This window comes from Streptomyces sp. NPDC028635, assembly GCF_040637635.1.
In the GTDB taxonomy this organism is placed as follows: Bacteria; Actinomycetota; Actinomycetes; order Streptomycetales; family Streptomycetaceae; genus Streptomyces.
Map to the genome: position 1 here is coordinate 149,605 of NZ_JBEZWX010000001.1, position 11,317 is coordinate 160,921.

At 75.5% G+C, this 11,317-nt stretch carries 9 protein-coding genes; 7 read left to right on the forward strand and 2 right to left on the reverse strand.

Translation table 11 applies throughout. From position 1 onward, the window contains the following. Positions 1–27: 27 nt before the first annotated feature. Positions 28–783, reverse strand: a complete 756-nt coding sequence (locus AB0E88_RS00525) for an SDR family oxidoreductase (protein WP_361621351.1) — start codon at positions 781–783, stop codon at positions 28–30. Between the two features lie 10 nt (positions 784–793). Next, complete coding sequence (locus AB0E88_RS00530; protein ID WP_361621354.1) at positions 794–1,870, reverse strand: serine hydrolase domain-containing protein; 1,077 nt, start codon at positions 1,868–1,870, stop codon at positions 794–796. 585 nt (positions 1,871–2,455) lie between these two features. Between AB0E88_RS00530 and AB0E88_RS00535 the strand changes: the two genes are divergently transcribed. From AB0E88_RS00535 to AB0E88_RS00565, 7 genes are all read left to right on the forward strand, one after another. Continuing rightward, positions 2,456–4,066 carry a class I adenylate-forming enzyme family protein gene (locus AB0E88_RS00535; RefSeq protein WP_361621357.1) on the forward strand — a complete coding sequence of 537 codons (1,611 nt, stop codon included), beginning with the start codon at positions 2,456–2,458 and terminating at the stop codon, positions 4,064–4,066. A gap of 29 nt (positions 4,067–4,095) precedes the next feature. Next, entirely contained in the window at positions 4,096–4,419 is a 324-nt protein-coding gene (locus AB0E88_RS00540; protein ID WP_361621360.1) for an antibiotic biosynthesis monooxygenase, read from the forward strand. Further along, complete coding sequence (locus tag AB0E88_RS00545) at positions 4,409–6,226, forward strand: FAD-dependent oxidoreductase (RefSeq protein WP_361621363.1); 1,818 nt, start codon at positions 4,409–4,411, stop codon at positions 6,224–6,226. The genes AB0E88_RS00540 and AB0E88_RS00545 overlap by 11 nt, the downstream gene beginning before the upstream one ends. 10 nt (positions 6,227–6,236) lie before the next feature. After that, a complete protein-coding gene (locus AB0E88_RS00550; protein ID WP_361621366.1) occupies positions 6,237–7,193 on the forward strand; it encodes an aromatase/cyclase in 957 nt (318 codons plus the stop codon). After that, positions 7,190–8,968, forward strand: a complete 1,779-nt coding sequence (locus tag AB0E88_RS00555) for an acyl-CoA dehydrogenase (protein ID WP_361621369.1) — start codon at positions 7,190–7,192, stop codon at positions 8,966–8,968. The genes AB0E88_RS00550 and AB0E88_RS00555 overlap by 4 nt, the downstream gene beginning before the upstream one ends. 27 nt (positions 8,969–8,995) lie before the next feature. Then, positions 8,996–9,817 carry a 4'-phosphopantetheinyl transferase superfamily protein gene (locus AB0E88_RS00560; RefSeq protein ID WP_361621372.1) on the forward strand — a complete coding sequence of 274 codons (822 nt, stop codon included), beginning with the start codon at positions 8,996–8,998 and terminating at the stop codon, positions 9,815–9,817. 687 nt (positions 9,818–10,504) lie between these two features. Continuing rightward, positions 10,505–11,212 carry a response regulator transcription factor gene (locus AB0E88_RS00565; RefSeq protein ID WP_361621375.1) on the forward strand — a complete coding sequence of 236 codons (708 nt, stop codon included), beginning with the start codon at positions 10,505–10,507 and terminating at the stop codon, positions 11,210–11,212. Positions 11,213–11,317 lie beyond the last annotated feature (105 nt).

Consider the following 11,317-nt stretch of genomic DNA (forward strand, 5'->3'; position numbering starts at 1 on the left):
GCCTTCTGCTGTGCGCCGCGCGTCGGTTCACGTCACGGACAGCGCGCCGTCCACCGCCAGGACCGTGCCGTTGGCGTAGGCGGCCTCCGGCCGCGTCAGCTGCACGATCCACCAGGCGATGTCCTCCGGCCGGCCGACCCGGCCGGCCGGAATCCTCCCCGCCATCTCGGCCAGGAACGCCTCGTACGCCTCCGGGGGCATCCCGGCGCGCACCCCCACCCCGGTGTCCACGACACCGGGGGCGACGCCCACCGAGCGGATGCCGCGCGGCGCCAGCTCCACCGCCCAGGTGCGGGTCAGGAAGTCCAGCGCCACCTTGGCCATGCCGTACACCGAGTTCTCCGGCCAGGCCCGGCGCCCCAGGGAACCGGCCGAACTGACGTTGACCACCACACCCTTGGCCGCCTCCAGGGCGTCCAGCGCGCGCTGGGTGAGGAACACCGGGGCGAGGAGGTTGGTGCCGAGCTGGGCGCGGACGCTGTCGCGGTCCAGGCCGTCCAGCGCGGCGAAGCCGGTGACGGCCGCGTTGTTGACCAGCACGTCGAGACGGCCGAACTCCTCGAGGGCCGTGCGGACCACGAGATCGGGCGCCTCACGGTCGTGGATGTCGGCGGCCAGGGTGCGGATGCGGTCGTGTCCGCGCGCGGTCTCCTTCAGGGTGTTCTCGCTGCGCCCCACGACCAGGACGTGTGCCCCGTCCCGCGCGAACGCGCGGGCCGTGGCGGCTCCGATGCCGGTACCGCCGCCTGTGACGACGACGGCCCGGTCGACCTGCTGCGGCACGGGACTCTCCTCAGGAGCACAGGGCGGTGTTGACCCCGCGGATGACGGCCTGCTCGGCCTCCGGGCCGAAGTCCTTGTCACCGATGGTGAACGACAGCTGGACGCGGGCGCTCAGGTCGCGGGTGGTGGCCGCGAAGGTGGCGTAGCCGGGGATGCCGGCGCCGTGGCCCCACAGGTCGAGGTCGTCGTCGTTCTCCAGCTTCATGATGCCGAGGCCGTAGCCGATGCCCATCGGAAGGTTCTCGATCATCTCCGGCGGCAGCGGGCTGGTCATCTGCGTGAACTCCGCCTCGGCCAGGAGCTTTCCGCTGAACAGGGCGGCGAAGAACGTGTCGAGGTCCGCCGTGGTCGAGATGATCTCGCCGGCGCAGCCCGCCTCGGAGGGGTTCATGAGCGTCACGTCGACGGCCTCGCCGCCGATCTGCATGTACCCGCGGGCGTGCGGGCCGGGGATGTTCGGGTCGTCGCCGGGCAGCACGGTGTCGGTCAGGCCCAGCGGCTCGAGGATCCGCTCGGTGATCTCCTCGCGGTGGGTGCGGCCGGTGACCTTCTTGATCAGCAGGCCGATGACGAAGTAGTTCGTGTTGCAGTAGGCGAACTTGGTGCCCGGCTCGAACTCCAGCGGCTTGCCCGCCGCGATGGCGACCAGGTCCTCCGCCTCGTAGTGCTTGTAGCGGTCCCGCAGGAAGCGGTCGCCCGGCTTCTGGAACGAGTCCATGTAGTTGTACAGGCCGCTGGTGTGCTGCAGCAGGTTGCGGATGGTGATCTTCTCGCCGTAGGGCAGCAGGCCGGGCAGGTAGCTCTCCACCGTGCGGTCGAGGTCGATCTTGCCCTCGGCGACGAGCTGGAGAACGACCACGGCGACGAACGGCTTGGTGATGCAGGAGATGCGGAAGCGGCCGTCGGCGGGGACCGGGCGGTCGGTGCCGAGCTCCGCCACACCGGAGGTGACCACGAAGGAGGTCCCCTCGCGGGTGACCCGGAACTGCACGCCCGCGGCCCCGGCCTCGACGAGCCGGTCAGCGGCCTGCTGGACGGCCTCCTGAAGGGCCGTCGCATCCGGCCGGTCGATCGTCGTCTGCGTCATGTCGGGGAGCTCCCATCGTGCCGGTTTCCGTATCGTCCACCGGCACGCTCGCCCCCTCCGGTCGAGCGCCGCCCGGGCCCCACTGGAGCAGCGCTCGCCCGGCAGGGCCGTATCCCGGCCGCCGGCCGTCACCCGGTCGGCTCCCGGCCGGTGGCCGTCACCCGGCCGCCGGTCGGCTCCCGGCCATGGGCCGCCACCCGGCTCCCGGCCCATGGCCGTCACCCGGCCTGTGGCCGTCACCCGGCTCCCGGCCATGGCCGCCCCCCGGCCTGTGGTCGGCTCCCGGCCTGTGGGCCGCCACCCGTCCGCCACCCGGCCGCCACCGGGCCGGTGGCCGCCGGTCGGCTCCCGGCCCATGGCCGTCTCCCGGCCGCCGGCCGTCACCCGTTCCCCGGCCGTCGGCCCTCCACCCTGCCGTCGGCGCGCCGCCCGCCACCCCCGGGGCCGGAGGGCGCTCCGTCGGCTCTGCGGGGCGGGTCGAGCCGGTCTCGACGGGGTCTCGAGCGGGTGTGCCGAGCGTGAGGGTGCTGCCTGCCGATCGCCGCCGGACCGGGCGGGAGCCCGACGAAGCCCGAGGAGGACGCCGTGCCGCGCTTCACGTACCCGGACCTGCCCCTGGACGCGATGGCGCGCCGGGCCGCCGCGCGTGACCCCGAGGGCCTCGCCCTCACCACCGGGCGGGACACCCTCACCTTCGCCGCACTGGACACCGCGGCCGACCGGACGGCGAGGTGGCTGAGCCGTGCCGTGGACCGGGACGCCACGGTGGGCGTGGCCAACACCCTGGACGCCGTCTTCCCCTCGCTCTACTACGGCACCAGCCGGGCCGGCCGCACGATCGCGCTGGTCAACCCCCTGCTCTCGGAGGCCGCGCTGCACCATGTGTTCACCGCGGCCCGCATCTCCGTCGCCTTCGTGCCGACGGCGCTCGCCGAGGTGCTGACGAAGCTGCGCGACCGGCTGCCCCACCTGCGCACGATCGTCGTCACCGACGCCCCCGACGGCGTCGTCCCCGCCGACGCCGTCCCCCTGCACCTGGCGCTCGACGCGGTGTCCGACGAGCCGTTCGGCATCGGCGGCGGCCCGGCCGACGCGTCCGCGGTGGTCTGCGTGCAGTTCACCACCGGCACCACCGGGCGGCCGAAGGGGGTCCGCCTCACCCACCGCAACCTCGTCGCCAACGCCGCCCAGATCGCCCTCGCGCACCGCCTGGGCCCCGACTCGGTCACCCTCAACCACCTGCCGCTGTTCCACACCATGCACCTGAACTCGGCGGTGTACGCGGGAGCCGCGCAGATCCTGTGCCGCGACCCCGACCCGGTGGCCTCGCTCGCCCTGGCCGCCCGCAGCTGCGCCACCCACTACTACGGACTGCCCGCCCGCCTGCACCGCCTCGCCGCCGACCCGAGGCTGCCCGCACCGGACGGGGCGACACCCGCCGCCGGCTCGCTCAGGGTCGTCATGTCCGGCGGCAGCGCCCTGGCGCCCGCCGCCGCCCGCCGCCTGAGCCAGGCGCTCGGGGTGCCGGTGATCCAGGGCTACGGCATGACCGAGCTCTCCCCGCTCACCCACAACCAGCGGCCCGGGGACCGTGTCGCCCCCGGCGCCGTCGGCCGGGTGCTGCCCGGCACCGAGTGCCGGATCGTCGGCCTGGACAGCGGCCGCGTCCTCGGCGCGGGCGAGGCCGGTGAGGTACAGGTCCGCGGCCCCCAGCTGATGGCCGGCTACCTCGGCGAGGACACGCCGTCCCGCATCGACGCGGAGGGCTGGTTCCGCACCGGTGACGTCGGCCGTGTCGACGACGACGGTGTGCTGCACCTCGTCGACCGCCTCGACGACGTCTTCAAGTACGACAACGAACTCGTCTCGCCCGCCGCCGTAGAACGCGTCCTGACCGAGGACCCCCGGGTCGCCGAGTGCGTCGTCGCCGACTGGCCCGACCCCGTCCACGGCGGCGCCGTCTGGGCGGGGATCGTGCTGCGCGACCCGCCCGCCGCGGCCGGCCAGCCGCCCCACGCCGTCCTCGACGTGCTCGACGCCGTCGCCGAGCGGGCCAACTCCCGCCTCGCGCCCTTCGAGCGCATCCGCCGCGTCGAGGCCCTCGACGCCGTACCCCGCACCCCCACCGGCAAGCCCGCCCGGCGCGCGCTGCGCGAGCGGCTGCACGCCCAGGCCGCCGCCGAGGCAGCCGCCTGACCATCCGGCATCCCCAGGAGGACAAGACCATGGTGACCTTCGTCAACAAGCTGACCGTGCACGGCGACCCCGAGACGTTCCGGTCCGTGCGCGCCCGCGTGAGCGCCTACATGGCGGCCCAGCCCGGCTACGTCAGCCACCGCACCCTGCGCCAGGCCGGCGCACCCGACGTCCGCCTGGAGATCGCCGAGTGGGAGAGCGCCGAGGCGCACCGCGCCGCGGTCACCAGCGAGGAGTTCCAGCGCCTCGTCGCCGGCCTCAGGCCGCTCGTCACCGCTGAACCCGCCCTGTACGAGGACGACGACGACGTCACCGGCGCCGCTTCGCACCCGGAGGCCGTCGGTGCCCGCTGAGGCCCGGCCGGACGTCCTCGTCGCCGGGGCCGGACCGGTCGGCCTGACCGCCGCCCACGAACTGGCCCGCCGCGGCCTGCGCGTACGGCTCGTCGACGCGGCCCACGGGCCCGCCCGGACCAGCAGGGCGATCGCCGTCCACCCGCGCACCCTGGAGACCCTCGACCAGATGGGCGTGGTGGACCCGCTCCTGTTCCACGGCCGTGAGAACCGGGCCTTCACCCTGTGCGCGGGGGGCCGCCCCCGGCTCCGGCTGGAGGCGGACTACGCCACCATGCCCACCCGCTTCCCGTACAGCCTCATCGTCGAGCAGACCCGCACCGAGGCCGTGCTGCGCTCCGCCGTCGACCGGCTCGGCGTGGACGTCGAATGGGGCGTACGGCTGACCGGTTTCGAGCAGGACGGCGACGGAGTGCGGGCCACGCTGCTGCACCGCGACGGCCGCGAGGAGACCTGCGCGGCGGCGTGGCTCGTGGGCTGCGACGGCGGTCACAGCACCGTGCGCGCACAGCTCGGACTGCCGCTCGTCGGCGACAGCCGCGACACCTGGATGCTCGCCGACGCCCCCGTGCGCACCGACCTGCCGCCCGACAGCATCTACTGGGTGCACACCGGCGGCCAGGCCATGATGATGGTGCCCTTCGCCCGCGAGGGCCACTGGCGGCTGCTCGACACCGCGCCCGGCGAGGCCGGCGCGACCGGGGCCACCGAGCGGTTCGCCACCCGGCTGTCGGCGGGCGTCGGCCGCCGGGTGAGCGCCGGCGAACCCGAGTGGACATCGGTGTTCACCTTCCAGCAGCGCATGGTGCCGCGCATGCGCGAGCGTCGCGTCTTCGTCGCCGGCGACGCCGCCCACGTGCACAGCCCGGCCTCCGGGCAGGGCATGAACACCGGCATCCAGGAGGCGTACAACCTCGCCTGGAAACTGGCCCTGGTGCACCGGGGCCACGCCCGCGACGCGCTGCTCGACACCTACGGCGAGGAACGCGTGCCCATCGGCCGCGCCCTGCTCGGCTCGACCCGCACCGCCACCTTCCTCGTCCAGCTCAAGAACGCCCTGGCCGGTGTCGCGCTGCCCGCCGTCCTCGGCGCCGTCCGCGCCCTGCCGCCGCTGCGCCGCGCCCTGCAGCGCAAGGTCCTCGGCGGCATCTCCGGCCTGCGCATCCACTATGCCCGCAGCTCCCTGACGACCGGCGGCACACCCGAACCCGTCCCCGTCGTCACTCCGCTGGACACCCCCGTCATGGTGCCCCGGCGCCCCGGAGTGCTCTACCCCGGGGAACGGGCCGCCGCAGCGGTGCCCGCCGCGCCCTCGCTCGCCGGCGAGCTGCGCGACGTGCGCTTCAGCCTGCTCGTCGCCCCCGGCCACCACGGGCCCGACTCGCCCTGCGTGCGCACGGCCGCCGCCGCGGCCCGCCGGCACGGCGCGTGGATGTCCGTGCGCACCCTCGGCCCCGGCCCGGGCCCCGCGCCGCTCGCCGACCGCGACGGCGCGCTGCGCGGCGCCCTCGGCCTGCGCGCCGGCGGCTGGGTGCTCATCCGCCCCGACGGCTACCTCGCCGCCCGCGGCGACCTGCTCACCGACACCGCCCTGACCAGGGCCCTGGACACCCTGCGCCTGACCGGAACCGGTTCTGCACCGCGCCTCGAGCCGGACTCGTCCGCACATCGAGCCGAGCACGACACGGTCGCAGCAAGGGCCGGCGCCAGGACCGCCGCCCGGCCCGGCCACGGCACCGCGGCGCCCCGCCCGACCGCCGGCCGGCGTGTCCGCCCGCCCGCGACACCGTCCCGACCCGCGAAATGAGGAAGCTGAGATGTCCGCTGAGCGAGTGCACCGCACGACGCACGAGGTGACGGTGGCCGCGCCCGCCGGCGTGGTCTACGGCCTGATCTCCGACGCCGTCCAGTGGCCGCTGTACTTCCCGCCCAACGTGCACGTGGAGCAGCTGGAGTTCGACGGGACGCGCGAGCGGCTGCGCATGTGGGCCACCGCCAATGGCCAGATCAAGTCCTGGACCTCCCGCCGGGTGCTCGACCATGTCGCGCGCCGCGTGGAGTTCCGCCAGGAACTGCCCGCCGAGCCCGTGCAGTCGATGGGCGGCACCTGGATCGTCGAGCCGCTCGGTGCCGACCGGTCGAAGCTGACCCTGCTGCACGACTTCACCGTCGCCGGCGACGACCCGGAGGCCGTGGCCTGGGTGGAGCGCGCCACCGACGGCAACAGCCGCGCCGAACTCGCCAACCTGCGCACCCTGGCCGAGGGCTGGACCAAACTCGACGACTTGGTGCTCACCTTCGAGGACTCCGTCCGCGTGGACGGCCCGGCCGAGCTGGTGTACGACTTCCTCTACCGGGTCGCGGACTGGCCCGAACTGGTCCCGCACGTCTCCCGCCTGGACGTCACGGAGGACGAGCCGGGTGTGCAGGTGATGGCCATGGACACGGTCACCTCGGACGGCTCCACCCACACCACCGAGTCGGTGCGCGTCTGCTTCCCCGACGCCGGCCGCATCGTCTACAAGCAGACCGCGACCCCCGCGCTGATGTCGGCGCACACCGGCGAGTGGAACGTGGTGCCCGACGAGACGGGCGTGACGGTCTCCTCGCGGCACAGCGTCGTGCTGCGCGAGGAGAACATCGAGCGGGTGCTCGGCGAGGGTGCCGGTGTCGCCGCGGCGCGCCGCTTCGTGCGCGAGGCGCTGGGCCGCAACAGCACCGCCACCATGAACCTCGCCAAGCAGCACGCGGAGAGCGCGGTCACGGTCCTGTGACCACGCCCACCGGTACGCTCGCCGCGCCGGTGCGCCCCGTACCGGCCCGGCCGGACGCCGCACCGCGGGGCGGCGCCGAGCGGGCCGACTGGTACGAGCGGCTGCTCGGCGACCCCCACGATCCGGGCAACCCGCACGGCTACGCGGCGCTGCTGGCCGCCGATGACCGCCGCGAGGTGCCCGCCGCCACGGAGGAGCTGCTCGCGGGGGCCGGTCTCGGCGCCGAGTTCGTGCCCCGCGAACTCGGCGGCCGCCTCTCCCGGCCGGACGTCCTCGCCCGGGTGCTGCGCCCGCTGTTCCGGCGTGACGCGGCGCTCGGCTTCGGCTTCGGGATCACGGCCCTGTTCGGCGCCTCCGCCGTGTGGGCGGCCGGCGACGCGCGTCAGCGTGCCGACGTCGCGGCACGGCTGCTGGGCGGGGAACCCGGCCGGGTGACGATCCTGCACCACGAACTCGCGCACGCCAACGCCGTCCTGCGGGACGAGTTCAGCGCCCGGTCCATCCCCGGCGGAGGCTTCACCGTGGACGGCCGCAAGGACGTCGTGATCAACGCCGACCGGGCCGACACGTTCGTCACCTACGCCCGCACCGCGACCGCCGCCGGCCCGCGCAGCCACTCCGTGCTGCTGCTCGACGCCGCACGGCTGCCCTCCGGGGCACTGCGCCGGCTCGAGCGGGTGCGCACCACCGGTATGCGCGGCAGCCGGTTCGCGGGACTGGAACTGTCCGGCTGCCCGGTACCCGCCGACGCCCTGGTCGGTGAGACGGGCGACGGCGTGGCCCTCGCGCTGCGCACCTACCAGGTCAACCGCTGCCTGATCCCCGGCACCGTCGTGGCCGGAGCCGACAGCGTGCTGCGGTTCGCGGTACGCGCGGCCACCACCGGGCGCACCGGGAACCGGCCGGCCCGCCGCTGGCACACCGCCCTGGCCGGGGTCTTCGCGGACCTGCTGGCCTGCGACAGCATGGCGCTCACCGGCCTGCGGGCGCTGAGCCTGCTCCCCGACGACGCCCATCTGCCGGCCGCCGCGGTGAAGATGACCGTGCCGGAGCTGTTGCGTGAGGACCTGGAGGAGCTCGCCACCGTCCTCGGCGCGCACGGCTACGACCGCGGACCGCTGTACGGGGGCTTCCAGAAGCTGGTGCGCGACCTGCCCGTGGCCGGGCTCGGACACGCGGGGACGGCGGCCTGCCAGGCGGTGATCGTGCCCCAACTGCGCACGCTGGCACGGCAGTCGTGGTTCCGTACCGACGAACCCTCCAGCCGGTTGTTCCTGCCGGAGGCTCCGCTGCCGGCCCTCGACTACCGCAGGCTGGGTGTCGCCGGCCGGTCCGACGTGCTCGTCGCCTCCCTGGTGGGCAGCGCCGAGCGGCTGGCCGAGCAGAGCGCGCCCGGGCCGGTCTGGTCGGCGCTCGCCGGCCTCGCCGAAGCCTTCGCCACCGAGATGCGGTCCCTGCGTGAACTGTGCGCCGCGCTGCCCGAGTCCGCCCGATCGGTCCTCGTCGACCCGTACGCCTGCACGCTCGCCGAGCGGTACGGCCTCGTCCTGGCGGCGGCCGCGTGCCTGGGCGTGTGGCAGGGCCAGGACGGCACGGGGTCCTTCCTGGACGATCCGGCGTGGGTGGTCCTCGCCCTGTCGCGGATCGGGCGGCGGCTCGGTCTTCCCGTCCCCGAACTGCCCGACTCCGTCGCCGGATCGGTCCTCGAGGAGCTGCTTACCCGCCACCGGGAGGGACGCAGCTTCGACCTGTACGCCACACAGCTCGCCGGGTAGCGCCGGCCGGCAGGAGGGGAGAGGCCCATGGACCTCACGAACCATCCGGGCATCGCCGTCCCGGTCCATGTGCCGCGCGTCGGCGGCCCGTGGCGCACGGTGTACGACGATCTGGCCGAGTACGGCAACGTGGTCGTCCACACGTCGTGGGGCGAGTGGCTGCCGGCCGCGCTCGCCGAGCCGCGGCTGCGTCAGCTCCTCGGCCGCGACTGGACCCGCTACCGGCGTGCCCCGGACGCCACGTCCCGTTACCGCTTCCTCGCCTCACGCCTGCTGATCAAGTACACGGCGGCGGCCGCGCTGCGGGTCGCGCCCGAGACCCTCGACCTCGCCTACCGGCTGGGCGGCCGGCCGTATCTGCGCGGGTTCGATCAGATCGACGTCAGCCTCACCCACACCGGGGACCTGCTCGCCGTGGGGCTGTCGAGGCTCGGCCGGATCGGCGTGGACGCCGAACCCGGTGACCGCCGGATGCGGTTCGACCTGCTGCGGTCACAGATGTGCACCCCGGCGGAGGCCGCCGAGCTGGCCGCCCTGCCGGAGGGCCGGCAGACCGCCGAGACGCTGCGGCTGTGGACCCTGAAGGAGGCGTACACCAAGGCGCTGGGGCAGGGCATGCGGCTGGGCTTCACGGAGTTCGGCTTCTCCCTGCGCAACGGCCGGCTCCTGGCCCCCGACGGCTCACCCGCCTCCCGCGGCGAGTGGTCCTTCGCCACGCACCCCGTGCAGGGCCGCTACCTGCTCAGCGTGGCGTGCCACGACGCGGGCCTGGACCCGGCCCGCGACACCTCGGCCCGCACCATGCTGGACCCGGGCTTCCTGACCCTGATGTCCCAACCCCCGCCCTGAGCGACCCCCCGGCCCCCGCCCCCACCCACGCCCCCGACACCCGCGACCCGGCCACCGGCCCCGGCACCCGCGTCCCGGCCACGAGCCCCGGCACCCGCGTCCAGGCCACCGGCCCCGGCACTCGGTGGCGACGGCCGCCGCACGCGCAGGGGCGCCGGTGGCCCGTGCCCCCTGACACCGCGTCAGACTCAACGCATGCGCGTCGGCGACACGCACCCCCCCGCCGCCCGCGCCGGGCACCCGCCTCGGCGCCGGGGGCGGAGTCCGTGATCTCTCCCCCCCCGGGCCGCCCGGCCGCCCGGCCGTCGGCGTTCGTCGGCCGCGGCTCCCCGGCGCCGCGTCAGGCGGGGCGCCGCGCCCGCCGTCGGCATCCGCGGCTCTGTCGCCGAATGCGACGCCTGCGCCGCCCGGGCCGGGCACCCCCGCCCGGGCCGGGCACCCCCGCCCGGGCCGGGCACCCCCGGCCGGGGCGGGGCGCGGCCAGAGGTGCCCCCGGGCGGGCCCGGGCGGAGGTGCGCCGGGCCGGTGGGCCGGCCGGAGCTGCGGGCCCCCGCGCCCGCCGGGCGGTCCGCGTGCGGGTGGGGCTCTGGATCCGCTCGGTCGGGCCTCGAGGGCTGCTGGAAGGGGCGGGGGGCGGCGCCGGGCCGCGGTTAGCGTGCCTGACGTCGACCAGTGTGAGGGGGCGTCATGACGGAAACAGCGACCGGGTTCGCACGGACCTCCGTGCTGCGGGTGCTGCCGGGGGAGGCCCCCGCCGCGTGCGGCGTACGGCTGTTCCTGCTCGGCCCCGATCCCCTCGCACGGGCCGGCATCAGATCCCTGCTCGACGGGCGGGGCGAGGGGGACATCACCGTGGTCGGCGAGGACGAGCCCGGCCCGCGGGCGCTCGCCGCCGTCCGCGCGCACGCACCCGACGTGCTGCTCGCGCACGGTCTGCGCGACGAGAAGGAGACCGGCGCGCTGCTCGACGCCGTCGGACCGGACACCCCCGTCCTCACCGTCGGCGGTGCCGAGCCCGGCCCCCGGCCCGCCCCGGCGCTGCGCGGACACCTGCCCGCGACGACCACCGCGCGGGAGCTCGCGGCGGCCGTGTCACTGGCCGCCGCCGGATACTCGCTGACCCGTGAACCCCCGGTCTGCGCCTGCCCGCCGCCGGCCGGACGGGCCACCCGCACCACGGCACCGGTCTCCGACGTGCCGCCCGCGCGGCTCACCGACCGCGAGTGCCAGATCCTCGACCTCGTCTCGCGCGGCCTGTCCAACACCGAGATAGCCCGGTCGCTGACGCTGTCCGAACACACCGTCAAGACCCATGTGCAGAACCTCCTGCACAAACTGCAGGTGCGCAACCGCGTCCACGTGGCGATCTACGCCTTCGAGTCCGGCCTGCGCTGACCCGCCCCGCCACCCCCGCCGGCCGCATCAGGCGTGGGTCAGCGAACCGTCAACCGGGCCGGTGAGGCTGGTGCGGTATCGCGCCGCTCAGCCGCGGACGGCCCG

What these genes read in the sequence shown, in the direction of transcription:
- AB0E88_RS00530 (WP_361621354.1), bottom strand. Translation starts at nt 1,870, where the DNA reads ATGACGCAGACGACGATCGACCGGCCGGATGCGACGGCCCTTCAGGAG.
- AB0E88_RS00540 (WP_361621360.1), top strand. Translation starts at nt 4,096, where the DNA reads ATGGTGACCTTCGTCAACAAGCTGACCGTGCACGGCGACCCCGAGACG.
- AB0E88_RS00550 (WP_361621366.1), top strand. Translation starts at nt 6,237, where the DNA reads ATGTCCGCTGAGCGAGTGCACCGCACGACGCACGAGGTGACGGTGGCC.
- AB0E88_RS00560 (WP_361621372.1), top strand. Translation starts at nt 8,996, where the DNA reads ATGGACCTCACGAACCATCCGGGCATCGCCGTCCCGGTCCATGTGCCG.
- AB0E88_RS00565 (WP_361621375.1), top strand. Translation starts at nt 10,505, where the DNA reads ATGACGGAAACAGCGACCGGGTTCGCACGGACCTCCGTGCTGCGGGTG.